We start from the raw sequence: 25420 nt of genomic DNA, 5'->3' as shown, positions 1-25420 counted from the left end.
GGTGGACCATGACCGGCCGGGTTGTGGAGACCCGATCGAGATCGTGCCGGGTCAGGCGTGCGCCGCCGAGATGCAGCGGATCGAAGCCCCACCCGTAGAGCAGCTGGTCCGGGTCGGCGATGGACCGATCCGCGTCCGAAAGCCGGGCGACGACGGCCCCGATATCGCGCAGGCCCGGCACGCGACGTCCGTCCGGGCTGCGGCGGTCGCCCGCCCCGACATAGGTCTGGCGCCAGAGGGTGCCCTCCATGACGTGGGCGTGTCCCTCGACGAAGCCGGGGAGGATGACCTTGTCGGCGAAGCGCCGATCCGGAACCGCGTCGAGCCCGTCGAACTCAGCTCGCGTCCCGACCATCAGCACGCGCCCGTCGCGCACGGCGATATGCGTCGCGTCCGGCCGCGACGGATTCATTGTGATGACCCGCCGGGTCTCAAAGAGGGTGATCTCGCTCGGCATGGAATCCTCAGCATAAGACACGCACGGAGAATGAATATCGAAGCATTGGCCAGCGCCAGTCGAGCACTAACGAAGGTACCAGAATTATCCCTGAGTTCCGGTCAGTCGATGTTGAGGCCGTGTATCAACATGATGCTGACCGCTATGAGAACGGCCAGCGACGCCGTCACCGCCAGGGTGACCCGGCCGCCGACACGGGCGAGGACGCGCACGTCGACGCCCAGGCCCAGCGCCGCCATGGACAGCACCGTGAGCAATCCCGCGAGCTGCGTCAGCGGCTTGACCGCCGCGTCGGGGATCAACCCCAGGGACCGGAACGTGGCCAGGATCAGGAAGCCCAGGATGAACCACGGCACCAGCTTGGTCAGCCCGGGTCGCCCCTTCGGGCTGGCGCCCCCCTCCATCCCGGGTTCCTGGGGCAGGCGCGGGGCGATGAGCGAGAACGCCACCACCACCGGTCCGAGCATGAGCACGCGCACGAGCTTCACCAGGGTGCCGACCTGGGTCGAGAGCAGGCTCACCGGCACGGTGGCGGCCAGCACCTGCGGCACCGCGTAGACGGTGAGCCCCGCCAGGACGCCGTACTGGTTGTCGCTCATCCTGGTGAGCGGTACGAACAGCGGCAGGCCTAAGACCATCAGCACGCCGAGCACCGCGGTGAATGCGATCGAGGCGGCGATGTCCTTGGGCTGGGCCCCGATCACCGGCGCCACCGCGGCGATGGCCGAGTTGCCGCAGATCGCGTTGCCGCACGCCACCAGGATCGCCATCCGGGCGGGCAAACCCAGCGCCCGGCAGATCGCCACGCTGGCGGCGATGCCGAGGACCACGGTGCCGACGATGCCGGCGAGCAGCGCCGGTCCCGAGGCTAGAATCGCGCCTAGGCTGAGCGAGGCGCCTAGCAGCACGACGGCGATTTCGAGGAGCTGCTTGGCCGAGAACGCGATGCCGGTGCGGAACCGTGCATCGGGTGTCCAGGCGGTGCGGACCGCGATGCCCAGCAGGATCGCCAGCACCAGAGCCTCGACATAGGGATGCCCCGCGACGCGCTCCTCGAGCGCCTGCGCGGCCATGGCCACGGCAGTGATCGCCGCACACAGGCCGATGCCCGGCAGCACGGAGGAGACGGGAGCAGCCGGGGCGAGCGCCTGTGCCGAGGCTGTCTCGGTTGAGACCGCATTCGAGGCGAGGTTCTTGGAGGGGGCTTCAGGGCTCAAACTCGTCGCTCCTGGGTCGCCGGTTCGGCGAGAGGAAGAAAACCTTCGTCGGTCCGGCACAAGAAAGAAGGACGCTCTCCGGTGGCGGGAAACTTCGGAATCCGCATCCGTTGCGGGCAGGCGCCGTGCGCGCGACATTCCGGATGATGCGCACCTTTCCCGACACCGCCCCGACTCTGGCGTTCGATCCCTTCGGTGAGCCGGTCGTCGAGGGTTTTTGGCAAGTCTGCCCGTCATCTTCCGAGGCTGGCGATCGCATTGCGCGGCGTGTGGGCGGCGTGGTGTTCTGGACGCTGGCGCTGGTGATTCTGGCCGGACGGATCCATGTCCACGTCATGCCGACGGCGCAGGATGTGGTCGCCTACCCCTCCCCGGCCGTGTCCCTGCGCTGAGCATCGACGGGCGCGGCCCTCAATAGGTATCCGCCAGGTAGGCGGCGATGGCCTTGCCGTCGGGCTCGTCGATGGGAGCGTGATACACCCTGCGCATCTTGGTCACTTCGCCCTCCCAGAATGCAGCGCCTTTGCCGGGCGGCTGCGTGGCGATGTAGTCGACCGAGTGGCACGTCACGCAGTTGCCCTGGGCTGCCTCGAAGCCCGCTTGGTGGGCGGGATCCTTGGCCGCACGCAGCTGCGCCGTCGGTTCGGGCGCGTCGTAGTGCTTGGGGGCGGCGAGTGCCGGCCCGTCCCAAGCTGCGACGATCAAAGGCGAGAGCAAGAGGCCCATGAGCATCGGAATGTCGATGACCGAGCGTACCACCTTCTTCATCCCCATCCCCCTCAAACCGCAGTGACGTGGGTGGTCTCGACCACGTTGCGCATGTAACCGGCCGGGTTCCAGCGCGGCTCCATCGGCTGCGTGGTGCCGTCGTTACCGGTCGATCGCACCCGGATGGCATGCGCGCCGGCCGCGAGATCGAGGGCGAGGGTCCAAGGCCGGAAGGCGTAGGGTCCGAGATCCCGACCTAGTTCGCCCTCCACCCAGGACTTGCCGTCGTCGGCGGAGACCGCGACGGACTTGATCCCAGAGCCGCCGTCGAAGGCTATGCCGCGGAGCGACGTTCGCCCGGCTTTTACTCGCACCCCGTCGGTCAGGTTGGTCAGGAAGGAGCGTACGTTGAAGCGGCCGATCGGCACCGTCTTGTCGGCCGTCTTGCCGGGATCGGTGCAGGCGCAGGCATTGTCCGGGATGCGATAGGCGGTCTTCATCCAGAAGCCCTCGAAGACATGATCGAGGACGCTGATCGCGTTGAGGTGCTTGACCCAGTAGGTACCGTAGTAGCCCGGCACCACGAGGCGTAGGGGATAACCATTGAGCCAAGGCAGGTCCTCGCCGTTCATGCCCCAAGCCAACATCACCTGCCCGTCGCGGGCGTGATCGATCGGCAGCGCCTTGGCGAAGTCCGGAGTTTCCGGCAGCACCGGACCGTCCATCCCCTCGAAGGCGACCTGCATGGCGCCGGCCTTCACGCCGGCCTTGTCCAGCACACTCTTCAGCGGCACGCCGGTCCAGCGCGCGCAGCCCATGGCGCCGTTGGCGAGCTGACCGCCGGCCATGCGCGGCTCGAAGAATCCGCGGGAATTGCCCGAGCATTGGTTGACCGCGACCATGTCGGTCCGGCCAGGCAACGCCTTGATCTCCGCAAGCGAGAGCGAGACAGGCCGCTCGACGTTGCCCCGGACCGTGAGCCGGAAGGCGTCCGGGTCGATCTCGGTGGGGATGTCGGCCAAGTGGTAGCGGACGAAGAACGCGTCGTTCGGCGTGATCGCGCCCTCGTCGAACACGGAGAACGGCGTCTCTAGCTGTGGCGGCCGTGCCGTGAGTTGCAGGAGTGGACGCTTGCCTGGATACGCGACCAGCGGACGTTCGCCCTTCCCGAAGGGTAGGTCGATCTCACCTGCGGCCATCGCTCGACGTGAGAACGACGTACTCGCGGTAATCGCCAGTGATCCGAGGCCCGCCTGCAGCAGATTGCGTCTGTGCAGCATCGTTATCTCCTAAGCTTATACACGGGCGAAGAAAAATGGGGGCAGGTTCGATCTACGGTTCAAATCGAGCGCTGCGTTATCGAGGTTCGTATATGACTTGGCTCGAGGTTGTCCTCGGCGCGGTACGCTCGTCGAAAGTTTCGGCATCTAGCGTACCGCGCCGAGCGGCCCGTCCGATCCAGATCGCCGATGCCGCGCTCACCAAGCCAGAAAGCGCGCAATACGCACACACGAGCCACGGCGAACCGTTGCCGGAATACTGCATCAGGGCCGTGGCGATGATCGGCGTCAAACCACTCGCGAAGATACCCGAAAACTGATAGACGAACGATATTCCAGTATAGCGAATGCGAGCCGGAAACAATTCGGAGAAAAGCGCCGCCTCCGGTCCGTAAACCGAGGCGTAGAATATTCCGAACGGAATGATGATGGCGAACCAGATCGCGGTCAGATTTTCTGGGTTGGCCATGAACACCCAGAAGGCGGGAAAAGCCGCGAATCCCGTGATGACCGAGCCCCAGGCATAGACCTTGGTACGGCCGATCAAGTCGGAGAGGAGGCCGAACAGGGGAATTGTGGCGCACATGACGATGGCCGCGGCCGTCACGCCCAGCAAAGCCTCGGTGCGCGGCACTTTTAGCGTCTGCGTCAGATAGCCGATCGCGAACACCGCGAAGATGTTGAACACCACGCCGTCGACCATCCGGGCACCCATTCCGGCGAGGACGTTCTTGGGATAGCCCTTCATCATCGAGACGAAGGGCACCGCCGCCTCGCGGTTGGCCTGCTTCACCTGCTGAAATTCAGGAGTCTCCATCACGTTCATGCGGATGTAGGCACCCACGATGACGAGGATGACGCTGAGTACGAAGGCGAGACGCCAACCCCAGCTGAGAAACTGGTCGTCGGTCAGGGTGTACGACAGGAGGGCGACGACCCCCGAGGCGAGGCATAAGCCGATCGAGAGGCCGATCTGCGGTATGCTGGCATAGAGGCCACGCCGATTGGCCGGCGCGTACTCGAACGCCATCAGCACGGCGCCACCCCACTCGCCACCGAGGCCGATACCTTGGACGACCCGCAGGAACAGCAGCAACAGGGGCGCAGCGAGCCCGATCTGAGCGTAGCTCGGCACGAGCCCGATCAGGAAGGTGGCGACGCCCATCAGCATGAGTGTGATCACCAGCATGCTCTTGCGCCCGATCTTGTCTCCGAAATGCCCGAAGATGACGCCGCCGAGCGGACGCGCCACGAAGCCGACCGCGAAGGTCGCGTACGCGAGCAGCGTCGATACGACGGGATCGCTGGTGGGAAAGTAGAGCTTGTTCAGAACGATTCCGGCTACGACGCCGTACAGGAAGAAGTCGTACCACTCGATCGTCGCCCCGATCAGGGACGCCAACACGACACGTCGGACGTGACCTCTGTCCGTCGTCGCTGATCCGTCAACGAGCCCGACCATGCCATCCTCCCTGGTTACGACTGTTCTTTCACGATTCTTGATCGGTGAGCCGGCTTGAACTCAGGCAGGGCCAGCCGGTACCGCGGCGGTGCGCACGCGCGCCGACGAAAACGAACGCTGCTCCGGCAGCAAGTCGACGCCCGTTGCGGCTTGCCCGGATCGCGCATCGGCGAGGATCATGTCTGACGCCTTCTCGGCGATCATCACCGCGGGTGCACTCGTGTTGCCCGAAACCAGCGTCGGCATGATCGAGCAGTCGACGACGCGCAGGCCACAGATGCCATGCACACGCAGGCGCTCATCGGTCACCGCCATCGGATCGGAACCCATCTTGCAGGTGCCGGAGGGATGAAAGATCGTTGCCCCGGCCTCGCGAGCGAACTCCAGGAGGGCATCATCCCCCTGAGTCTTCGATCCGGGCTTGTATTCCTCGACGAGCAGATCCTTCAGCGCCTCGCTTTCGGCGAGGCGTCGAGCGAACTTGATGCCCTCGACGGTGCAGCGACGGTCGGTTTCCGTCGCAAGGTAATTTGCCCGCATCACCGGCGCTTCGAATGGGTCGGCGCTGCGCAGCGTCACGGTTCCACGCGACTCCGGTCTCAATTGGCAGACCGAGAAGGTGCAGCCCGACCAGGGATGGGGGGCCGCCCCTGCGAGATCGGCCGAGAGCGTCGCGAAGTGGAACTGGATGTCGGGCGTGCCCGGTCCCGGCATGACGCGTGTGAAGAGTCCACCCTGATTGATGCCGACAGCCAAGGGGCCGCTGCGTGTCAGCAGCCAGCGCAGCCCGATCTTGGCCTTGCCGTACAAGCTCGCGAGTTCGTCGTTCGTCGTGATCGGCTTCCCGACCTTGTAGCTCAACCGGATCTGGAGGTGATCCTGAAGGTTTTCACCGACGCCAGGCAACTCGTGAACGACCTCGATGCCGTGTCGGGACAGCTCCCGCCCCGCTCCGATACCGGAGAGCTGGAGCAGATGCGGGCTTTGGAGTGCCCCGGCCGCGAGGATGACTTCCCGCTCGGCGCGGACCTCGTGAAGGACGCCGCCCCGTCGGTAACGGACACCGCGGCAGTGGCGCCCGTCCATGATCAAGCCGGCCGCGTGAGCGTCGGTCTCTATATGAAGGTTCGGGCGAGATCTCGCGGGCCGAAGATAGGCGACAGCCGTGCTGCAGCGCAGTCCATTGCGCGTGAATAGTTGATAATAACCAACGCCTTCTTGATCACCATCGTTGAAGTCATCGGTCTGGGGCACCCCCAGTTCGTGGGCCCCGGCGATGATCCGCTCGATCAGCTCGTGCTTGTGACGGATGTCGGAACACCAGAGCGGCCCCTCGCCGCCATGGGCCCGACTGGCTCCGCGCGTATTGTGCTCAGAACGCACGAAGTACGGCAGCACGTCGTCCCAGGCCCAACCGGCGTTGCCGAGAGCTGCCCAATGGTCGTAATCCTCACGCTGTCCTCGCACGAAAATCAGACCGTTGATCGAACTAGATCCGCCGAGCGTGCGTCCCCTCGGCCAGTAGATCCGCCGGCCGTTCATGGTCGGCTCTGGTTCCGTATAGAAGCCCCAGTTCAGCTTCTTGTGAAACATCGTCTTGCCGTAACCGATCGGGAGGTGGATCCACGGAGATCGGTCGCGGGGCCCAGCCTCGAGCATCAGGACGCGGTTGCGTGCGTCGTCGGAAAGGCGATTGGCGAGGACGCAACCCGCGGTTCCGCCACCGACGATCACGTAGTCGAACGCGCTGGCCGAAGGCAGGCGAGCTTCCTGGAGTTTCCTCATCATTGTCTCCGATTCGAGGTTTTGTCTCGAATTCCGGTACGATTTGTTCTATTTGACGAGAGGAATCACCTTATGTCAACACCTTACGGCTGAAAGGCCGCGACGGAGAGGGCCACCTTCATCAAAACGACATCTGTATTCCGATCGGGCCGGCATCCTGTCCGGGCCGAAGGCAAGCGACCCGTGACCGTGCGGGTAAGTATCCGAGTCGAGCGAACACCATGAAAATATTCCACCATCCGAGCTCTGCACGTCATGACCCGGACCGATACTTTCGTCGGGGCGCGGTCATCGACCATCCCGAGCGTGCCGAACGCTACATTCGGCTACACGGCGCCGTGCTGTCCGCGGGACACGACCTCGTCGTGGCGAGCGATGGAGGCCTTGCGCCGCTGGAGGAGGTCCATTCGGCGGACTATATCCAGTTCCTACGCGAGGCTTGGTCCCGACGCGGGGAGATGCTCGGAGCGGGCGAGGAGGTCCTGACGGGTCACTTTTCCCGACCACACATGCACCGCAGGCCGACCGGCATGCTTGGTCTCGCGGGGTTCCACATGGCCGACATGTCGACACCGATCCGTGAGGGGACTTGGGAGGCGGTCTACGGAACGGCTCAGGCCGCGATCGATGCGGCCGGTGTCGCCCTGGCCGGGGGGCACGCCTACGCCATGTGCCGGCCGCCAGGGCACCATGCCTACGCCGACTCCGCGGGCGGGTTCTGCTACCTCAACAACACGGCGATCGCAGCGCAGCGGCTGCTCGTCGAGACAGGGGGGCCGATTGCCATCCTCGATATCGACGTGCACCACGGCAACGGCACACAGGGAATCTTCTACCGGCGAAGCGACGTGCTGACCGTCTCGGTCCACGCCGATCCTGCCGAGTACTACCCATTCTACGCTGGATACGCCGACGAGATGGGCGAAGGCCCGGGTATCGGCGGCAACCGCAACCTGCCGCTGGCTTTGGGATCGGGTGACGAGGTCTGGCTCGCGGCAATCGTTGCCGGCCTCGAAACGATCACGGCCAAGCGGCCACGGGCCCTCGTCGTAGCCCTCGGCCTCGACGCCGCCGCCGAGGATCCGATCGGTGTCCTCAAGGTGTCGGGTCGAGGCTTCTCGGCGGCCGGGCACCTGATCGCGGGCACAGGGCTGCCGACCGTGATCGTGCAGGAGGGTGGCTACCTGTGCGAAGCGCTGTCGCGAAACCTCCTCGCCTTCCTCAGCGCCTTCGACGCTGCGCGGGCCTGAGCGACGCTTCGGAGCGCCGCTCGCACGTAGTCTCCGCGTGATCGGCTGACGGCTCTACGCGAATACGGCCGTGTGGCGCTCCGTGCCGGCAACCAGCGCGCTCCTGAGCAGGCCGGGAATCTGCGACGGTGTATCGGCCACCGCCACGCCCGCCGCCTCCAGCGCGGCGCGCTTCCCACCGTAGCTGCCCACGTCGCCCGAAACGATCGCGCCGGCATGGCCCATCTTCTTGCCCGGCGGAGAGGCCCGGCCCGCGATGAAGGATACGACGGGCTTGCTCATGGTGGCCGCGTACTCGGCCGCCTGCTCCTCCATCGCGCCGCCGATCTCACCCACCATGACGACGGCGCGGGTGCGGTCGTCCTCGTCGAGGGCCTTCAGCGCGTCGCGCGTGCTGGTGCCGATCATCGGGTCCCCGCCGATGCCGAGGAAGGCCGACTGCCCGATCCCGGCTCGGGTCAGGTTCAGGCAGATCAGGGTGCCCAGGCTGCCGCTGCGCGAGATCACCCCGACCTTGCCGGGCCGGAAGATGTTGCCGTTGTGGCCGGGCATGATCCCGACGAATCCCTCGCCGGGCGTGACGACGCCCGCGGTGTTCGGCCCAATGATGCACGTACCATGGCGCAAGGCCGCGTGGTGGATGGCGAGCACGTCCCGCGCCGGGATGTGCTCGGTGAGAACCACCACCGTCCGTGCGCCCGCCTCGATCGCATCGACCGCAGCCATCTTGGCTGCGTCCGGTGGGATGAACATCACGGCCCAGTCGAAGGGCGTCTCGGACATCGCCGCCCGCGCGGTGGCGTAGACCGGTAGACCGAGATGGTGCTGGCCGGCACGCTTGGGGTTGACGCCGGCCACGACGGTCGTGCCGCATCCGATCATCTTCTCAGTCCAGAAAGTGCCCTGCTTGCCGGTGATGCCCTGGACCAGGACCCGGGCGGGTTGACGATAGATGATCATCGAGCGGCCTCCACCGCGGCCTGGACCGCGTCCTCCATCAGGTCATAGGGCTCGATCCCGAGCCCCTCGCGCACTAAGCGTACGGCCTCGTCCTCGCCGGTGCCGTGGATCGAGAAGAAGACCGGCACCGTCGGTGCGAGCCGCTTCCAGGCGTTGACCACGCCCTCCGCCATCACGTCGGTGCGCGCGAAGGCACCGCAGAAATTGACGACGAGGCTCTTCACGCCGGGATTGGACAGCACCAGGCGCAGCGCCGTCTCCGACTTGGTGTAGGCCTCACCGCCGATCTCCAGGAAGTTCGCAGGCCGACCGCCGCAATGGCTGATCACGTCCATGGTGGTCATCGTGAGCCCAGCGCCGTTGGCCAGGACACCGACATCGCCGTCGAGCTGGATAAACTTGAGGCCCGCGGCGGCACCGTCGCGTTCGAGCGGGGTCATCGGTTCGGCTGCGGCCGCGGGCGCGAGGTCGCCCTGCCGGAAGGCCGCGGCCTCGTCGAGGGTGAGCTTGCAGTCGAGCGCGACGACCCGCCCGTCGGCCAGGAGTGCCAACGGGTTGACCTCGATCAACTCGGCATCGACCGTCACCGCGATGCGATAGAGCGAGGCTAGGATCCCGGCGACCTTCGTCTCGGCGCCCCCGAGGTCCAGGCCGGCGATCAGCGCCTCGGCATCCGCCGCGTCGAAGCCAGCATCGAGATCGACGCGATGGCGCCGCAGGGCCTCGGGTCGGGTGGCTGCGACCTCCTCGATATCCATGCCGCCCTCCGTGGAGAACAGCACCAGCGGGCAACGGCCCACCGTGTCGGTCAGGATCGCGGCGTAGAACTCTCGGGCTATCGCGGCCCGCTCCTCCAGGAGCACCGACTCGACCGCGTGGCCGTCGATCGTCAGGGCGAGGATGCTTTCGGCGACGCGCTCGGCCTCGTCGGCCGACAGGGCCGCTCGGATGCCGCCGGCCTTGCCGCGCTTGCCGGTGGGGACCTGCGCCTTGACCATGCAGGGCCCCAACTCGGCGAAGGCCGCTCGCGCCGCGCTGGCGGTTTCGCAAAGCACGGCCCTGGGGACGGGAACGCCCGCCGGCGCCAATACCCGCTCCTTGGCCGCGTGTTCGAGGAAGTTCATCGGCCTGCCTCCTGCGTTTCGACATGTCTGATCCGGTCCCAATGCGGGCCGAACAGGTCCCGCTCGCTCGGTCGGTCCTCGGGGATGGGGGTGACGAGGTGGGTGATGTTGAGGAAGTGCCGATAGCTCAGGTTCTCGGAGATGCTGTTCTTCTGCCAAGATCCGCAGCCCATACTCAGGGTGAAGCCGAGGCCCGAGTTGAAGCCGCCTCCGTTCCCGAAGGTGTGGGCGAAGTTGACGAGCACGCGAACGACGTCGAGATCCTCGGCGAGTTCGCGTGCCCGGGCCATGTCGGTGGTGTGGATGCCGCAGGAATGGCCCTTGCCCTGGTGATCCAGGATCGCGGCCACCTGCGCCTTGGCATCGGCGAAGTCGCGGGCGCGGTACACGGTGAGCACGACCGCGAGCTTCTCGCCGGAGAACGGGAACGCCTTGCCGACGCCCCGCTCCTCGACAAGGAAGAAACGCTTGCCTGTCGCTGCGTCAGACAAGTCGAAGGCTCGGGCCAGGACGTCGGCGTCGCGGGCGATGAGGTCGCGGTTGAGCTTGCCGCGCAGCCACAGCCGCTCGGCGATGCGGTCCTTCTCCTCGGGCGTGCAGCGATAGGCGCCGGCCCGTTCGAGCGCGGCGATCGCCGCGTCATAGACCGCGTCGACGATGACGAGCGCATTCTCGGAGGAGCAGGAGGTCGCGTTGTCGAAGATCTTCGAGTCGCGGATGCGCGACGCGGCGGCGTCGAGATCGGCCGTCTCGTCGATCATGACCGGGACGTTGCCCGCCCCGACGCCGATCGCCGGCGTGCCGGAGGAATAGGCTCGCCGAACGTTATCCTGCGAGCCGGTGACCACCACGAGGTCGCACGCCTTCATCAGCGCCTCCGTCGAATCCTTGGTCACCGGCGCGGGCAGGATCTGGACGAGGTCGGCGGGGAAGCCGATCGCCTCCAGTTCGGCGCGCATCAAGTTCACGGCGCGCTCGGTGGTGCGGTACCCGAGCGGCGACGGCGCGATCACGACGGCATTGCGGCCCTTGATCGCCATCATCGCCTTGTTGACCGGCGTCGCGCCCGGATTGGTGGACGGCGTCACCGCACCGATGACCCCCATGGGCTTGGCGTACTTCACCAAGCCCCGATCGTGATCCCGCTCGATGATGCCCACCGACCGGCCACGCAGCAGGTCGCGCAGCGTGCCGAAGGTCTTGCGCTGCTTCTTGACGACCTTGTCGGGCACGTTGCCGAGGCCGGTATCCTCGACGGCGAGTTCCGCGAGGGCGCGGGCGTTCTCCGGCTTGTAGAGAGACCATGCGAGGGCTCGAACCGCCGCGTCCGCGCCGTCCTGGTCGACCTGCGCGAACGACCTCTGCGCGGTCCGGGCCCGTTCCATGACGATCTCGACCGGCCGGTTGTCGACGGATCGTCCCGGAAACGGCATGGGCTCGGAGGGGGCGAGGGGACGGGCTTCCGACATGGCGGCACACTCCAAGGTTCGTTGGCGAGAGACGCCGGCACCGCGGATCCGTGCGGTCCGGATTTCGGGACGCGTCGTCGATCAGGCGACGGGCTTGGCGGCGATCCGAGCGGAGACCGACGAAGGCGCCTCGACGTCGTCGAGGAACGGTTCGTCTGGCCGCATCCGGCAGGCGAGGCCTGCACCGAGGAGCAACAGCCCCAGCGACGCGACGAAGGGCAGGTCCCACCGTCCCGTCAGGTCGATGACCCAGCCGAACGCCACGGGCGAGATCATCCCGGCCAGACCGAAGCCGAAATTCATGAAGCCGCTGGCCGTGCCGGCGTGCTGGGGCGCGATGTCCATCGGCACAGCCCAGATCGGCGCGACGATCAGCTCCGCGAAGAAGAACGCGCCGCTCAGGCAGAGCGTGATGGTCAGGAGGTCCTTCACGAACAGGACCGGCAACATGCACAGGAAGGCGCCGAGGAAGCCCACCACGATGACGCTGACGCGGCCCTTCGCGACACTCCCCGTCCCGCGCACGATCCGATCGCTGACGATGCCGCCAACCGTGTCGCCGACGACGCCCGCGAAGAACACGCCCGACGCGAAGATCGCCGTCTTCTTGATGTCGAGGTGGTATTCGTGGAGGAAGTACGACGGGATCCAGTTCAGGAACAGCCAGAGCGTCCAGCCGTAGCAGAAATCGGTCATTGTCACCGGCATCATGCGCTTGAGCAACCGCCCCCAAGGCACGGGCCTGCGTTGCGCGCGTGTCGTCCGGGGCGGCAGGATGGCGAGCTCCTCCGGCGTGACGCCGCGGTGGTCGCCGGGATCGTCACGGAAGTAGAACCACCAGACGGCGACCCACGCAAAGCTCACGAATCCGACAATGACGAAGCTGTCGCGCCAGGACAGGGCGACGATCAGGAAGGCGATCAGCGGAGGCGTGAGCGCGTTGCCGAGGCGCGCGAAGGCGTGGGTGATGCCCTGGGCGAAGCCGCGCCTATCCGGGGGCATCCAGTTCGCCAGCGCGCGCGTGGCCGTCGGAAAAGCGGAGCCTTCGCCGACGCCGAGGAGGAAGCGCACCGCGACGAGCGAGAGGGCGCCCTCGACATAGCCGACCATCACAGTCGCCGCGGACCAGATCGATCCGCAGATCAACAGCGTCAGGCGCGGGCCGAGCCGATCGCCGAGCCACCCTCCGGCGATCTGGAAGAACGCGTAGGGGTACGCGAACGCCGAGAAAGCGAGTCCGAGCTCGGTATTCGTGAGCCCGAGCTCTTTCTGGATTGCCGGCGCAGCGGTGCCGATGTTGACCCGATCGATATATGTCACCAAGTACATCAGGCAGATCAGCAGAAGTACGCGATCCGTAGATTTAAATCGGCCGAGTCCCAGCATCTTGCCCTCCCGGTCGGGGACCGAGACCGGGAAGCTGCCGTAGGATCGGCAGACGTTCCGCGGGAACTCGGTGCGTCTGTGCGTTTCCATCCTTCCGAAGCGACCGCTGCAGGACGTTGGGTGCCTGCATTATAAGTCAGACCGCTCTCGGAACCTCATGGTAGCGATCACCCCCTTCCCCGCGAAATTTATTTTCTGTATGACACTCATTCAGGAAATTGATCAGAATGATTCCGGATCTCGAAATTTCTTTGCTTCGCTCTTTCGTGGCCGTGAACGAAACCGGCAGTATAACGCTAGCTGGTCAGCTGGTCGGACGTACACAGCCGGCGATCACCCACCAAATGCACCGCCTAGAACGCGCCTTGGGCAAGACGCTCTTCTCGGGTGACCGCCGCCACCTCGCCCTCACCCGCGATGGGGAGGTTCTGCTCGCCTACGCGCGCACCCTCCTGAGCCTCAACGACGAGGTGCGGGAGCGCTTTGCGGCGCCGGAGGTCGTCGGTCACGTTCGACTCGGCGTGCCGGATCTCTATGCGGCTTTCCTATTGCCGACCGTGCTCGTCGGTTTCGCGCGCGCTTATCCGCAGGTCGAGATCCAGCTACGCTGTTCCCGCAGTATCCATCTGCACGCCGCGCTGAGGCGCGAGGAGATCGACATCGCCCTGATGACCCGACAGCCGGACCTGGACGGCGGCGTGCCGGTGCGCGACGAGCCCCTGATCTGGGTCGCTGGGCGCGACTATCCGGTGGACTTGGATGCGGTTTTGCCTCTGGCGCTGATGCCGCCCGGCAGCATCTACCGGCAGCACGCGACCGGCGCGCTCGGAAAGGCCAGGCGCTCGTGGGCGGTGACTGCGGTCAGCGACAGCATCGCGGGATTGCAGGCCGCCGTGCATGCCGGACTGGCGATCTCCGTCTTCCCCCTTTGCGCGTTGACGCCGCAGCTGCGGCGGCTTGGAGCTGCGGAGGGTCTGCCTCCGCTGCCGGCGCAAGAGATCACCCTGCATCGACGGGGGAACGGCGTGTCCGCCGCGACCGATCACCTCGCTCGGTACATCCTGTCGGAACTCGGGAACGTCACGCGCCAACAAGCGTCTTCATAGGCGTTCTTTGTTGCAGCGCACAACGCCGCTTGATAAAGCAGCGTCCCGATCACGCTGGTTTCGCAATGAACGACCTCGACCGCATTCGCGACCTGTTTCCTCTAATCGCTGCACTCCTGCTCGTGACGAGCTTGGTGCAGGCACACGCCGCGCGGCCCGCGGCGTACCACGGGCCGGGTTTCAGCTTTGAGGCGGCGGCTACCAGGGTGAAATGGCATATGCTGGAAGTCGCCCGGAACGAGCACGGCGAAGCCATGCTCTATCCGGGCAACTGAGCGTCTGGCAAAGAGCGGTCAGGCAGCCTGCTGCGGCCGCATGTCCGCACGATCGATGCCGGCCACGATCACGGGTTTCTTCATCGCATCCCGTCGGAACGGCTCGCCGAGTTCCTGGTTCAGGATCACCTCGATAAAGGTGGTGATCCCGCGGCTCTGCGCCTCGCCGGCCTCCCGGATGGCTTGCGTCAAGGCAGCCTGCGCGTCGACGCTTACACCCCTGAAGCCGCATCCTTCGGCGATCTTCGCGTAACTGAGCTTACGGTCGAGCTCGGTCCCGACGAAGTTGTTGTCGTACCACAGCACCGTGTTGCGCTTTTCGGCACCCCACTGATAGTTGCGGAAGATCACCATCGTGATCGCCGGCCACTCGTCGCGCCCGATTGAGGACATCTCGTTCATCGAAATGCCGAAGGCACCGTCACCAGCGAAACCGAAGACCGGGGTGTCGGGACATCCGATCTTCGCCCCGATGATCGAAGGGAACGCGTAGCCGCAGGGGCCGAACATGCCGGGCGCTAGATACCTGCGGCTCTGCTCGAAGGTCGGATAGGCGTTGCCGATCGCGCAATTGTTGCCGATATCGGTGGACATGATGGCGTCCCGCGGCAGGCCCGCCTGGATCGCTCGCCAAGCCTGTCGCGGCGACATCAAACCCGTATCGCGCTCGCGCGATTCAGCGTTCCAGGACGTACCCGGATCGTCGTCCTCATGGTCCATCGACGATAGCGTCTGCAGCCATGCCGACTTCGTCTGATGAATCAGGGCCTTTCTCTCCGAGCGCCCACTATCACCGGCGGAACTCGATATCTGCTCCAGAAGCTGGCGGCCGACCTGCTTGGCATCGCCACAGATGCCTACCGTGATCTTCTTGGTCAGGCCGATGCGGTCGGGATTGATGTCGACCTGGATGATTTTGGCATCCTTGGGCCAATAATCGATACCGTAGCCCGGTAGGGTAGAGAATGGATTCAGACGCGTGCCGAGGGCGAGCACCACGTCGGCCTTCGCGATGAGCTCCATCGCCGCCTTGGAGCCGTTGTACCCTAGTGGGCCGGCGGCAAGGGGATGACTTCCAGGGAACGCGTCGTTGTGCTGGTAGCCGGAGCAGACCGGCGCATCCAGGCGCTCGGCCAGCGCGATCGACTCGGGGATCGCGTCTCCGATTACGACGCCGGCGCCGTTGAGGATGACGGGAAATTCGGCGTTCGAGAGAAGTTCGGCTGCTTCCGCGATCGCGGTACGGCCGCCGGAGGGGCGTTCGAGCCGGACGATCTGTGGCAGGTCGATGTCGACGACGTGCGTCCAGTAATCGCGCGGGACGTTGATCTGTGCCGGTGCGCAGCCCCTCCAAGCCTGCTCAATCACCCGATTGAGCACCTCGGCTACGCGGGATGGGTCACGAACCTCTTCCTGATAGCAGACCATATCCTCGAACAGAGCCATCTGCTCGACTTCCTGGAAGCCGCCCTGACCGATCGTCTTGTTGGCCGCCTGCGGCGACACCAACAGCATCGGAGTATGATTCCAGTAGGCCGTCTTCATGGCCGTGACGAAGCCGGTCACGCCCGGTCCATTCTGGGCGATCGCCATCGCCATCTTACCGGTGGTCCGGGTATACCCGTCGCAGATCAACCCGGCATTGGTCTCGTGAGCGCAATCCCAAAAGGTGATTCCCGCTTTCGGGAACAAGTCGGACACGGGCATCATCGCGGACCCGATGATCCCGAAGGCATGCTCGATGCCGTGCATCTGGAGGACCTTAACGAAAGCCTCCTCCGTGGTCATCCTCATAGCGCATCCTCCTATCTCGGCAATGTTTCGTGGGTCGCGCAGCCACGGGCGCCAGCCCTCCGCGATGTGGACGCCACGGACTTGTTAAAGACAGCTTCCCTCGCGAAGCCGCCGTGACGACGCCGTCAGCGGATCGCCGGTGCAGGACCGCTCACCACCCACGTTTTACGCGAGCCGCCATCAATGGCTGAACGCGCACACCTTCATGGACCGTTCTCGTCGACGTCGCAACAGAGATCTCGTTTTTTTGCTTTCAACGTTCTGGAAATCGGAATAATAAACGAATGAGCATGGACGAAGCCATCGAAACCTCGCCTGCGCTGAAGGCGTTCAGCTTACTGGAGATCATCGCGGCGATGGATCATCCTCCGACCCTGGCGGAGTTGACCGAGACGGCGAATCTGCCGAAGCCGACCCTGCATCGCTGGCTTTCGATGCTCGAGGGGGCCGAGTTGCTACGACGGCTTCCCGACGGTCGGCGCTACGAACTCGCCGATCGGGCCACCGCACTTGCCTTCGCCATCCTGTCCAACAATCCGGGGTCGACGCGCCGCCACCAGATCCTCGACGGCGTCGCGCGCGAGCTGGGCGAGTCGTGCAACCTGACGGTCCTCCAAGGAGCCGAAGTGGTCTACCTCGACCGTGTGGAGGCCTCACAGCCGTTGCGCGTCGCCTTCCAGAAGGGCTCGCGGGTTCCAGTCCACTGCTCGGCGAGCGGCAAGATATTCCTCTCGGCAATGCCGAAGGGACGACGCGATCGTTTGATCGCGACCCTCAAGCTCGTTCGCCATACCGAAAACACCCTGGTCGAGCCGGAGGCGCTCGCCGCCGAGCTCGACGCCATCAAGCACCAGGGCTTTTCCCTCGACGACGAGGAATTCCTGACTGGTTTGTTCTGCGTCGCTGTGCCGATCCTCGACCGGACGGGGCGCGAATGCATCGCCGCCCTAGCCCTGCAGGGCCCGGTCGTGCGGCTTTCCCGCGACAACGCCGAAGCCCGTCTGCCCACCCTCCGCGACGCCGCGAGGGCGCTTGCGGCGACGCTGACATGACCTGACGTCACAGGAGCGAGGAACCCATGGCTACGCTAGAGACGATGGTCGCGTTTCCAAGGCTGGAAGCCATGGCGACGAGGGCCCGCGCCGCCGGCCGCCTCCGGGTGGGGATCGTCTACCCGTGCGACGCGGGTGCGCTGGGGGCGGCCCTGGAAGCGCGGGAGCAGGGCTTCATCGATCCCGTCCTCATCGGGCCACCCGGACTGATCCGTAGGGCCGCCGCCGATGCAGACGTAAGTCTCGCGGGCTGCGAGATCGTCGACGCCCCCGACGCCCTGGGGTCGGCACGAAAGGCGGTGGCCCTCGCGGGAGCCGGCGAGATCTGCGCACTCATGAAAGGCTCGCTGCACACTGACGAATTGCTGGGCGCCGTCGTCGGGCGCGACAGCCCGCTCAGGACGGGTCGCCGAACGAGCCACGTGTTCTGGTTCGACTGTCCCGCCTATCACAAGCCGCTGATGTTGACGGATGCCGTGGTGAACATCTCCCCCGGCCTGATGGAAAAAGCGGACATCGTGCGCAACGCGATCGGTCTGGCCCAAAGCCTAGGCATCCCGACCCCAAAGGTCGCGATCCTGGCCGCCGTCGAAACCGTCAATCCGGCGCTCCCCTCAACCATCGATGCGGCCGCCCTCTGCAAGATGGCCGACCGCGGTCAGATCACAGGCGCGACCCTCGATGGACCGCTCGGCTTCGACAACGCGGTCTCGCTAGCATCGGCCAGCACGAAGGGCATCGTGTCCCTCGTGGCCGGCGAGCCCGACATTCTCGTCGTACCGAACCTCGATGCCGGCAACACCCTCTACAAATCGTTGGTGTATCTCGGAGGGGCCGCTTGTGCGGGCCTCGTCCTCGGCGCGCGCGTGCCGGTCATCTTGACCAGCCGGGCCGACTCGCGGCAGGCGCGCATCGCCTCCTGCGCGCTCGCCGCGTTCGCGGTGTCCCGACCGGATCATTGACATTCGCCCATGAGCGAAGTGAAATTCTCCTGCGACGCGCTTTGGCGACACGTTCACCCTGCTTCTTTCGAATGCCGACGAGGCCGGTGCGATGCGCGTCGCCGAGGTGGTTTATGGTCTAAGGTAGCGGGCTGTCCATCGATTCAGCCGGTATCGAGCAGGGTGCCGTGACAGTGCGCGTAGGCTTGGCCTGCACGGAGCGGGACGAGCTGGGAGAGGATCTCTATCGACGGGCCGACGGGGCGCTCTACGCGGCGAAGGGGAACGGCCGGAACCGGCCCGAGCCGGTTCCGGCCACTGGAGGCAGGCGCCTAGGCATTCTGCGGGTGGTTTCCACCCGCGACGCGTTGGCATGATAGTTTGTCGGCGACGACTGCGGGGTCTGGCGCACTCTCGATGCAGTCGGCCTCACCCGGCGCCGATCAGCCGCGCTTCGAGCAGATCGAGCTTGGCCCGACCGAACATTTGTCGCTTCACGAGCTTGCGACGGGTGATCTGCCCCTCGGTCTGGCCATTCGACCACGGCTCGGCTAGCGCCGCGGCAACAGCCGCTCTGTCTCTCGACAGGTCGTTTGCGAAGGACGCGAGGAGGCCGCGAGCGGCCGTGTCGATCCACGTGTCGAGGTCCGGCGGTCTCCGCTCACGCAATCAATGCACACCGACGGCCAGGCGCCGACCGTAACCGAAGCGCATCTCTGGTGAAGCCTTGGCCTCGTTCTTGTCCTGTTCTACACTATCCATGCGATTGTCGGGAATCGAGCGTGGACAGACGCGGTGTGTTCGTTCGGGCAGAGGAGGCTCACTTCCTCGAAGAAGCTGGCCGGTGGCGCCGACAGTGCATTAAGGTTCTGTCTCACGCCCAACTGCAGGGGCCGCTCTACAAGGCCGTCGACGGTGTGGTGAACGCGATCGACGGCGTGACGGAGGTTGTAGCCGGCGATCGTCAGCGTTTCCACCAAGAGGCACCCAGGACACCAGCGCCGGTCCTACCGCCAGGGAAGCGGTTGCGCACCGTCGAGTGATCCAGCTCCAGAGGCGTCAGTCGCTGCCCCCTTCACGCCTCGGAGCCAAATGGTCTTCCAGGTGCTGCGCGGCATCGGCGTACAGCTCGAACCGCCGTAGCAAAACGGACCGCTTGGCTTCCTTCTTCGTTCTGCCCAGCTTTTCCTTGGCCTTGTCCGCCTTCCCACGAAGTTTATTAGCCAGCTTACCAAATGACTCGTCAATCTTGCTCGTAATCTTGTCGCTCTCCTCCTTCATGATCTCGGAGTAGTCCTTGGTCTCTGGCTTGGTCGTATGCCGGTTCATGCCATCCATCCGATTTCACGACTGTTGGGGAATGGACAGCCTATAGAGAAGCGTTGAGGGCATGTCGCCTTGTCTGCAACGTCATGCCGATCATCGCCAGCATCCGGGCCAGCGGGATCGAGACGAACGCGGGCATTGCTGACGAGCTGAACCTCCGCCGGGTTCGTACCGCTCGTGGTGGCGAGTGGGGCGCAACCCAGGTCCAGCGGGTTCTGGCGCGTGCTGCTTAAGATACACCAGGCGGATCAAAGAGACGGGGCGTGCCGAGTGACCGGCGCGCCCTTCGTCGTTTCAGGCTGTGTAGTGCGGCGGCTTGGGAGTGGAAGCCCGGAGTAGCGTGTCGCCTTTTGCAAAGCGGGAGAGAGGGAATAGGCTCATCCAAAAGTAGTAATGGAAGAGCTTGCCATGAAGCTGGACGAAACGCGCCGTGTCGACGCCACGCCATCTTTCCCGCCGCCCCCGATAATGGTTCACCCACGCCGGGATGAGGATTATCAGCAGTTGATGCGCCGCCTGCGCAACGCTCATGCGAGCCAGCGCGCCGCCCGGAATTACCGGCTCGGCGACCTAAGGGGGCACGGAAGGCAACCTTTCAACTCATCGCGACTTGATGCACGTTTGAGCCCTAGAAAAAAGGGCCGCCCCCGAAGGAGCGGCCCGAGTTTTGGGAGGAAACGCCCGTAAGGGCAGCAACACGCGTCGCCATCGCATGCTGCACTGCAATAGCGAGGTTAGTGGGTAGTTCCCAAGCTCGACTTTTTTGTGCCTTCATGCCGGCTGTGAGATCGCCGGCTACATCTCTAACACGTTGATAGGCGTCATATCGATCTGGACCGGGGTGGTCCCATCACCCAACTTCTGGCCTGCCCCCTGAAAAATGGCTCTTCGCCAAGTTTGGTGGATCAGGCTGCGAGGAGGAACCGTCGGCGGAGGAGATCGAGGTTGGCGCGGCCGTACATGGCGCGCTTCAAGAGCTTGAGACGTGTGATCTGCCCTTCAGCCTGCCCACTGCTCCAAGGGAGTGTCAGCGCAGCCCGGACGGCGTCTCCGTCCTGACCGAGGCTGACAGCAAAGTTCTCCACGATGCGGACGCCGCAGGTTTGCGCTTCGCAGAGCCATTCATCGAACGCCGTGACATCCGACCTTCCCGATGGCGGCGGATGAGAGCGGCTCCGGACGATCCAACAGAACCGGCGGCCGAGATCGACGACCTTGGCTGCTTCGGGATCCTGCAGGACGCGCGCGACGACCGCGGCTGCCTCGGGGTCGAGGTCTTCGGGCTCACGCAAGAGATACCAGGACAGTTGCTTGGATGAGGCCAGGGGTGATGCGGTGGAGATCGCAACACGGATGTCAGCTGTTGCTGGCGGCGACCGGATGGTCATTCCGGCCAAGCCTGCGCGCCGCTCGGATAACCAGCGACGCACCTGCTTCGCGGTGCCGGCAAATCCGATACCCTGAAGTTCGCGCCAGAGCTGCGTCGCGTTCTCGCACCCCTCATCCAGGCGGACATGCAGGTGCCCGAGATAAGGATCGAGCATGCTCGGCTTCGGCTCGCGCATGCCGTTCCGGGGAAAGCTCGCGGCGAAGGCGTACTTGCGCACCGTCGCGCGGGCCAAGCCCGTCTCGCGATTGATGCGCCGAAGCGAGTGTCCTTCCGCATGGCGGCGACGCACGTCGTCATAGGCGGCTTCCCATCGACCGCGGGCCGCGGCCCGCGCGAGCATCTCGGACGGTGCGCGCGGGTAGGGCGTGACGCGCCGAATCGATGGCGATGACGGGGCCACGGCCGGCAACAGCTTCAGACGCGGATGGACGCGGGCGAGCCAGCGCTCGACCATCTGTCGGGTATTGAGCAGGAGATGCCACCGGTCTGCGACCTGAACGGCATCGGGCGCACCCATGGCGGTCCCACGCGCATATTCGGTCGAGCGGTCCCGTGCCACGACCTGGATCTGTGGGTCGCGCCGGAGCCGAGCCGCCAGCGTCGCGGCCGAACGATCCGGCAGCAGGTCGATGGCATGGCGGCGTTCGAGGTCGACCAGGATGGTGCCTAGGTTCGGCCCTTGCGCAGGGCCCAGTCGTCTACCCCGACGATGATCGGTTTGGATCGGGTCGGCAGCGGCCATTTGCGGATGCCCCTCAGCAGCGTCGTGGCACTGGTGGGCATCGCCAGGTGCGGCAGCAGCCGGGCGGCGGGCGTGGCACCGAGCGCCAGCGCGGTCCGAACCTGGGCATCGGCCAGCCGGCGGGTCCTCTGAGCGTAGCGGTCGAGGAGGCGAGGCAGACGCTCGGCGAAGGTCCGACGCGCGCAAGCAGGATCGTGGCAGTAGAAGCGCCGGATCGTCAGGTTCAGGCGCACCTCCTGACCGCTCGTCGGTAGGTCGGCGGAACGCCGGTGATAGCGACTATGCACCGACCGGCTGACCGTACGACAACCTGGGCAACGGGCATGATCGCGCTTCGCTTGAGCGGCAATGCGAAGGGTAGTGCTCTCCTCACGCGTGACGTGGAGAAAGCGACAACCGGGTATGTGACAGAGAAGGGTCATACCCTGATCTGAGAATCCCCGCCCGGTTCAGCCAGGAGCTACCTTCCGGCATCCCTTCCACCAACCCAATCCACCAAACTTGGCGAAGAGCCGCAAACTGGTCCGCGCTGAGCGCAAGTTTTTCGGGCATCCTGAACCCTGAAGGAGGGTGGATGCCATGCCTCGCAAACGCTTCACGAACGAACAGATCGCCTTTGCCCTGCGGCAGGCGGAGAATGGTGCGACGGTGGATGAGGTCTGCCGGAAGATGGGCGTGTCCGAGCCGACGTGTCTCACGCTGGAAGAAGCAGTTCGTCGGCATGGGCGTGCCGGAGATCCGACGGCTCAAGCAGCTGGAGGACGAAAACGGCAAACTCAAACGGCTGGTCGCCGACCTGACGCTGGACCGCTCCATGCTGCAGGATGTGCTCAAGCGAAAGTGGTGAGGCCCGCCGTTCGCCGCGAGGTCGCCGGCCACCTGCAGGTGGCCGACGACATCAGCGAGCGTCGGGCCTGCCAGGCCACCGGCTTCGGCCGCTCCTCCCAGCGCTACGGCAAGCGCTCTGATCCGCAGGTTGCGCTGCGGATGAGACTGAAGGAGCTGGCCGCCGTGCGGGTGCGCTACGGCTACCGGCGGCTGCACATCCTGTTGCAACGGGAGGGCTGGGCCGTGAACCACAAGCGCACCTACCGGATCTACCGCGACGAGGGACTGTCGATCCGGTCCAAATTGCCCAAGCGCAAGCGAGCCTGGCGCTATCGCCAGGGACGACCGGTGATCGGTGGGCCCAACGAGGTCTGGGCGATGGACTTCATGTCCGACCGCATCTTCGACGGGCGTCCGTTTCGGATCCTGACCGTCGTCGATTGCCACACGCGAGAGGCGCTCTCACTGACGCCGAGAGCCAACTTCCGCGCCTTCCAGGTGACCGAGGCGCTCGACGCCTTGGTCAGGCTGAGGGGGCGGCCCAAAAGCCTGCGGGTCGACAACGGACCGGAGTTTGCCGGTCGCATGCTCGACCAGTGGGCCTACCTGAACGGGGTCGAGATCGACTTCTCCCGACCGGGCAAGCCGACCGACAACGCCTACATCGAGTCGTTCAACGGCCGTCTACGGGCGCAGTGCCTGAACGCCTCGTGGTTCCTGTCGCTGGCCGATGCCCGCGAGCGCATCGAGGAATGGAGGTGCCACTACAACAAAGATCGACCCCACACGGCCCTGGGCGGCTTGACGCCCCGAGCCTTCGCCAACCAAGCTGTCACAGCCCGAGAACTTGCATAGGCCGTGGACCACAAACGGGGTCAACTCCAGACCGACGATGCACTAACTTCGAACCTGGGCCACCGAACGGGGGCAGGTCACATTGAGGAGGATCCGGAGTACGTCGCAGCCGTGAAGGGTCGATGGACGAAGGCATCGGGAGCGAAACTTATTCCGTCCGATTGGCCGCTCAGGGCCTGAGCAAGAGCAGCTCGGGAATATCTCGTTGGAAGCCGATCTGCGAAATCAGCCCAAGGTTCCTTGGACAGGCGGCCGTTCAATGTTGAACAACCTGCTCGTGTCGTGGTTGCCGCTTGAAAGTCCTCTTTTCCCACCAAGCGGACGTCTAGTCCGGCAGATTTGAAGGTCTGCAACGGATCATCAGGCCGCGAACAGTCTCGGAGCTCCATTGATGATAAACTCGCGCCGCTTGGTCGCGAGCACCTTCGCGTAGGTCGTTTCGATCATCCGCACGCTCGTCCCGCAGTTATCCGCTACTACGTTCAGCGGCACTCCGGCCTCGATCGCGCGCGAGATGTACGAGTGCCGCAGCGCATAAAACGTCCCGGTCGGATCGAGCTTCGCGGCCGCGAGCGCCCGTTTCATCGGTCTAACCTGATGGCTTGCGCCCCAGGCTTCTCCATTGATGCGGCACAGGAGCGGTGCGTCCTGCGGGCGACCGGCCGCGAGCCTCACGAAGAACGTGACCGCCTCGGGCTGCAGGATTACGGTGCGTGCGCCCGTCTTACCGCTTGGCACATGCAGGGTCTCACCCGTGCTGTCGAAGTGGCGGACCCGACAGGCGGCGAGCTCCCCGTAGCGCGCGCCCGTAAGAAAGCCGGCCGTCAGAAGATCGCGGAAGCCAGGATCATCGCAGTGCTCGAGTAGCCGTAGCACTTCGGCTGCCACGAAATGCACCTCCCGTGCCCGGCCCACGCGCTGGAACGGGCGTACCAGTCGCCACGCGCTGTCATCGCTTAGGCCGTTCGCCGGATCGCTGACGGCGTGGTTGAGCATCGCCTTCACGATGCTGAGAACACGATTAGCGGTGTCCTGGCTGCGCCGCCGCTGTTCGGGATCGTCGCACCGCCGTACCAAACCATCCCGCCATGCCTCGATCTGTCGACGGATTAGCTCAGACACGTGCTTCGCGCCGAAGCGAGGCAGGAAGAGGCGGTTGAGGCGCAGCCGCGCGTCGTTTGCAGTGCGCTGATTCCGAGCTTCAAGGCCGGCGAGATAGGCGGCCGCGGCGCGCTCGACGGTCAGCGGGGTCTGGCGAGCACCACCAGGCTCATCACCGCGCGCCTTGGTCTTGGATAAGGCTTGCGCCTCCCAGTAGGTGAGGATGCGTTGCCCGTCGCTTTCATCGAAATCGTCGGCGACACCGATGCGCTTCGTCCATGAGCTGCTGCAGCCGTCGGCGACGCGCACGACCCAAGTGCCGGCGGTCTCGTTGCGGCGGTAGCCGAGCGAGATGCCCGGAGCGACGCGCACGTAGATCGGCTTTTTGGCGACCGGCAGCTTGAGGCGGTTGGTGCGGGTCTCGAGTTTCGGGGCGCGAGCGCTGCGGGCCATAGTGTCCAGTTAGTGTCCCGTCCGTGTTCCTGGATTGTGCCACACGGCACCGGACAAGCCAAGGCGCAAAAATCGGAAAGTACGTTCTATAACAGTATCTTACGCGGACGCTGTTGGACGTCGTCGGACTATCTGCGGCGCCCTTTCACGGCGAAAACACGGGTTCGATTCCCGTAGGGCGCGCCAGGGTTTTCAAGCACTTAAGTGCGTATATCTAACGCGGCTCACATAGGCGTCTCACACAGCTCGTGTTTCGGCGATCCTCATGTCTGGGGGAGAGCTCGAGTTCAGCGAGCGAGGTCTGCCTTCGATGCCCCGGGCGCATTGGGGGCCTAAGAGCGCCTAACGAAACCGGCGGTTGGCGCGTTGGTAGAGCATGGCGAAGTTCCTCGTTCCCGACGATCTCTGGGTGGTGATCGCGCCGCTGCTGCCTCCGGCGCGGGTGCGTCCGAAGGGCGG

General features: G+C 65.2%; 19 protein-coding genes, 1 tRNA gene and 5 pseudogenes. 10 read left to right on the top strand and 15 right to left on the bottom strand.

The annotated features are described in order from the left end of the window. Both FV242_RS24410 and FV242_RS24405 read right to left on the bottom strand, forming a co-directional pair. Positions 1–457, bottom strand: a pseudogene (locus FV242_RS24410) (amidohydrolase); the annotation flags it as partial. A 101-nt stretch (positions 458–558) separates the two neighbouring features. Next, on the bottom strand, positions 559–1575 hold the full coding sequence (locus tag FV242_RS24405) for a YeiH family protein (protein ID WP_147940728.1): 1017 nt from the start codon (positions 1573–1575) through the stop codon (positions 559–561). Between the two features lie 242 nt (positions 1576–1817). Here FV242_RS24405 and FV242_RS24400 point away from each other — a divergent pair, with 242 nt between their 5' ends. Then, complete coding sequence (locus FV242_RS24400; RefSeq protein ID WP_246692854.1) at positions 1818–2066, top strand: hypothetical protein; 249 nt, start codon at positions 1818–1820, stop codon at positions 2064–2066. A 19-nt stretch (positions 2067–2085) separates the two neighbouring features. On the opposite strand, the gene FV242_RS24395 is transcribed toward FV242_RS24400, so the two are convergent. From FV242_RS24395 to FV242_RS24380, 4 genes are all read right to left on the bottom strand, one after another. Further along, complete coding sequence (locus FV242_RS24395; protein ID WP_147940726.1) at positions 2086–2400, bottom strand: cytochrome c; 315 nt, start codon at positions 2398–2400, stop codon at positions 2086–2088. A gap of 53 nt (positions 2401–2453) precedes the next feature. After that, entirely contained in the window at positions 2454–3662 is a 1209-nt protein-coding gene (locus FV242_RS24390; protein ID WP_147940721.1) for a molybdopterin-dependent oxidoreductase, read from the bottom strand. Between the two features lie 76 nt (positions 3663–3738). Then, positions 3739–5124 carry an MFS transporter gene (locus FV242_RS24385; RefSeq protein WP_147940720.1) on the bottom strand — a complete coding sequence of 462 codons (1386 nt, stop codon included), beginning with the start codon at positions 5122–5124 and terminating at the stop codon, positions 3739–3741. A 60-nt stretch (positions 5125–5184) separates the two neighbouring features. Continuing rightward, positions 5185–6909: a GMC family oxidoreductase gene (locus FV242_RS24380; RefSeq protein WP_147940719.1), complete on the bottom strand. Its 1725-nt coding sequence runs from the start codon at positions 6907–6909 to the stop codon at positions 5185–5187. Between the two features lie 221 nt (positions 6910–7130). Here FV242_RS24380 and FV242_RS24375 point away from each other — a divergent pair, with 221 nt between their 5' ends. After that, positions 7131–8159, top strand: a complete 1029-nt coding sequence (locus FV242_RS24375; protein ID WP_147940718.1) for a histone deacetylase family protein — start codon at positions 7131–7133, stop codon at positions 8157–8159. Positions 8160–8213: 54 nt separating this feature from the next. On the opposite strand, the gene FV242_RS24370 is transcribed toward FV242_RS24375, so the two are convergent. From FV242_RS24370 to FV242_RS24355, 4 genes are all read right to left on the bottom strand, one after another. Further along, positions 8214–9119, bottom strand: coding sequence for a CoA-binding protein (locus FV242_RS24370; protein WP_187278543.1), 906 nt, complete (start codon positions 9117–9119; stop codon positions 8214–8216). Next, on the bottom strand, positions 9116–10243 hold the full coding sequence (locus tag FV242_RS24365; protein ID WP_147940717.1) for a succinate--CoA ligase subunit beta: 1128 nt from the start codon (positions 10241–10243) through the stop codon (positions 9116–9118). Before FV242_RS24365 ends, FV242_RS24370 begins: the two co-directional genes overlap by 4 nt. Further along, on the bottom strand, positions 10240–11676 hold the full coding sequence (locus FV242_RS24360) for an aldehyde dehydrogenase family protein (protein ID WP_147940724.1): 1437 nt from the start codon (positions 11674–11676) through the stop codon (positions 10240–10242). The genes FV242_RS24365 and FV242_RS24360 overlap by 4 nt, the downstream gene beginning before the upstream one ends. A 117-nt stretch (positions 11677–11793) precedes the next feature. Then, the gene (locus FV242_RS24355; protein ID WP_147940723.1) at positions 11794–13098 is read right to left on the bottom strand and encodes an MFS transporter; all 1305 of its coding nucleotides are present in this window, start codon (positions 13096–13098) and stop codon (positions 11794–11796) included. 227 nt (positions 13099–13325) lie between these two features. On the opposite strand from FV242_RS24355, the gene FV242_RS24350 reads away from it, so the two are divergent. Continuing rightward, a complete protein-coding gene (locus tag FV242_RS24350) occupies positions 13326–14204 on the top strand; it encodes a LysR substrate-binding domain-containing protein (protein ID WP_147940716.1) in 879 nt (292 codons plus the stop codon). Between the two features lie 65 nt (positions 14205–14269). Next, complete coding sequence (locus FV242_RS24345; protein ID WP_147940715.1) at positions 14270–14479, top strand: hypothetical protein; 210 nt, start codon at positions 14270–14272, stop codon at positions 14477–14479. An 18-nt stretch (positions 14480–14497) separates the two neighbouring features. Here FV242_RS24345 and xsc read toward each other — a convergent pair whose 3' ends face one another. Continuing rightward, a complete protein-coding gene (xsc, locus tag FV242_RS24340; protein ID WP_147940714.1) occupies positions 14498–16273 on the bottom strand; it encodes a sulfoacetaldehyde acetyltransferase in 1776 nt (591 codons plus the stop codon). A gap of 290 nt (positions 16274–16563) precedes the next feature. Here xsc and FV242_RS24335 point away from each other — a divergent pair, with 290 nt between their 5' ends. From FV242_RS24335 to FV242_RS36375, 3 genes are all read left to right on the top strand, one after another. Next, the gene (locus FV242_RS24335; RefSeq protein ID WP_147940713.1) at positions 16564–17325 is read left to right on the top strand and encodes an IclR family transcriptional regulator; all 762 of its coding nucleotides are present in this window, start codon (positions 16564–16566) and stop codon (positions 17323–17325) included. Positions 17326–17351: 26 nt separating this feature from the next. Next, positions 17352–18287: a bifunctional enoyl-CoA hydratase/phosphate acetyltransferase gene (locus FV242_RS24330; protein WP_147940712.1), complete on the top strand. Its 936-nt coding sequence runs from the start codon at positions 17352–17354 to the stop codon at positions 18285–18287. A gap of 167 nt (positions 18288–18454) precedes the next feature. Next, a complete protein-coding gene (locus FV242_RS36375; protein ID WP_187278542.1) occupies positions 18455–18643 on the top strand; it encodes a hypothetical protein in 189 nt (62 codons plus the stop codon). Between the two features lie 52 nt (positions 18644–18695). Here the strand turns inward: FV242_RS36375 and FV242_RS24320 are convergent. The 3 genes and pseudogenes from FV242_RS24320 to FV242_RS24310 form a co-directional block, all read right to left on the bottom strand. Continuing rightward, positions 18696–18935: pseudogene (locus FV242_RS24320) on the bottom strand (ISL3 family transposase); the annotation flags it as partial. Positions 18936–19325: 390 nt separating this feature from the next. After that, positions 19326–19595 carry a hypothetical protein gene (locus tag FV242_RS24315; protein WP_246692852.1) on the bottom strand — a complete coding sequence of 90 codons (270 nt, stop codon included), beginning with the start codon at positions 19593–19595 and terminating at the stop codon, positions 19326–19328. 902 nt (positions 19596–20497) lie between these two features. Beyond that, positions 20498–22146, bottom strand: a pseudogene (locus FV242_RS24310) (ISL3 family transposase). Positions 22147–22303: 157 nt separating this feature from the next. Between FV242_RS24310 and FV242_RS24305 the strand changes: the two are divergent. Next, positions 22304–23407 (top strand): annotated as a pseudogene (locus FV242_RS24305) (IS3 family transposase). Between the two features lie 360 nt (positions 23408–23767). Here the strand turns inward: FV242_RS24305 and FV242_RS24300 are convergent. Beyond that, entirely contained in the window at positions 23768–24961 is a 1194-nt protein-coding gene (locus tag FV242_RS24300) for a tyrosine-type recombinase/integrase (protein ID WP_147940710.1), read from the bottom strand. A 103-nt stretch (positions 24962–25064) separates the two neighbouring features. Between FV242_RS24300 and FV242_RS24295 the strand changes: the two genes are divergently transcribed. Both FV242_RS24295 and FV242_RS24290 read left to right on the top strand, forming a co-directional pair. Further along, a tRNA-Glu gene (locus FV242_RS24295) sits at positions 25065–25147 on the top strand. A 190-nt stretch (positions 25148–25337) separates the two neighbouring features. Further along, positions 25338–25420, top strand: a pseudogene (locus FV242_RS24290) (IS5/IS1182 family transposase); the annotation flags it as partial.

Origin of the sequence: Methylobacterium sp. WL64 (genome assembly GCF_008039945.1) — a bacterium.
In the GTDB taxonomy this organism is placed as follows: domain Bacteria; phylum Pseudomonadota; class Alphaproteobacteria; order Rhizobiales; family Beijerinckiaceae; genus Methylobacterium.
The sequence above is the reverse complement of the archived record's forward strand: the minus strand, read 5'-3'. Positions and strand labels throughout refer to the sequence as shown.

Coding starts and splice junctions, on each gene's coding strand:
- FV242_RS24395 (WP_147940726.1), bottom strand. CDS start 2,400: ATGGGCCTCTTGCTCTCGCCTTTGATCGTCGCAGCTTGGGACGGGCCG.
- xsc (WP_147940714.1), bottom strand. CDS start 16,273: ATGAGGATGACCACGGAGGAGGCTTTCGTTAAGGTCCTCCAGATGCAC.
- FV242_RS24400 (WP_246692854.1), top strand. CDS start 1,818: ATGATGCGCACCTTTCCCGACACCGCCCCGACTCTGGCGTTCGATCCC.
- FV242_RS24370 (WP_187278543.1), bottom strand. CDS start 9,119: ATGATCATCTATCGTCAACCCGCCCGGGTCCTGGTCCAGGGCATCACC.
- FV242_RS24355 (WP_147940723.1), bottom strand. CDS start 13,098: ATGCTGGGACTCGGCCGATTTAAATCTACGGATCGCGTACTTCTGCTG.
- FV242_RS24385 (WP_147940720.1), bottom strand. CDS start 5,124: ATGGTCGGGCTCGTTGACGGATCAGCGACGACGGACAGAGGTCACGTC.
- FV242_RS24335 (WP_147940713.1), top strand. CDS start 16,564: ATGGACGAAGCCATCGAAACCTCGCCTGCGCTGAAGGCGTTCAGCTTA.
- FV242_RS24360 (WP_147940724.1), bottom strand. CDS start 11,676: ATGCCGTTTCCGGGACGATCCGTCGACAACCGGCCGGTCGAGATCGTC.
- FV242_RS24390 (WP_147940721.1), bottom strand. CDS start 3,662: ATGCTGCACAGACGCAATCTGCTGCAGGCGGGCCTCGGATCACTGGCG.
- FV242_RS24345 (WP_147940715.1), top strand. CDS start 14,270: ATGAACGACCTCGACCGCATTCGCGACCTGTTTCCTCTAATCGCTGCA.
- FV242_RS24365 (WP_147940717.1), bottom strand. CDS start 10,243: ATGAACTTCCTCGAACACGCGGCCAAGGAGCGGGTATTGGCGCCGGCG.
- FV242_RS24375 (WP_147940718.1), top strand. CDS start 7,131: ATGAAAATATTCCACCATCCGAGCTCTGCACGTCATGACCCGGACCGA.
- FV242_RS24300 (WP_147940710.1), bottom strand. CDS start 24,961: ATGGCCCGCAGCGCTCGCGCCCCGAAACTCGAGACCCGCACCAACCGC.
- FV242_RS24330 (WP_147940712.1), top strand. CDS start 17,352: ATGGCTACGCTAGAGACGATGGTCGCGTTTCCAAGGCTGGAAGCCATG.
- FV242_RS24315 (WP_246692852.1), bottom strand. CDS start 19,595: ATGAACCGGCATACGACCAAGCCAGAGACCAAGGACTACTCCGAGATC.
- FV242_RS24380 (WP_147940719.1), bottom strand. CDS start 6,909: ATGAGGAAACTCCAGGAAGCTCGCCTGCCTTCGGCCAGCGCGTTCGAC.
- FV242_RS24350 (WP_147940716.1), top strand. CDS start 13,326: ATGATTCCGGATCTCGAAATTTCTTTGCTTCGCTCTTTCGTGGCCGTG.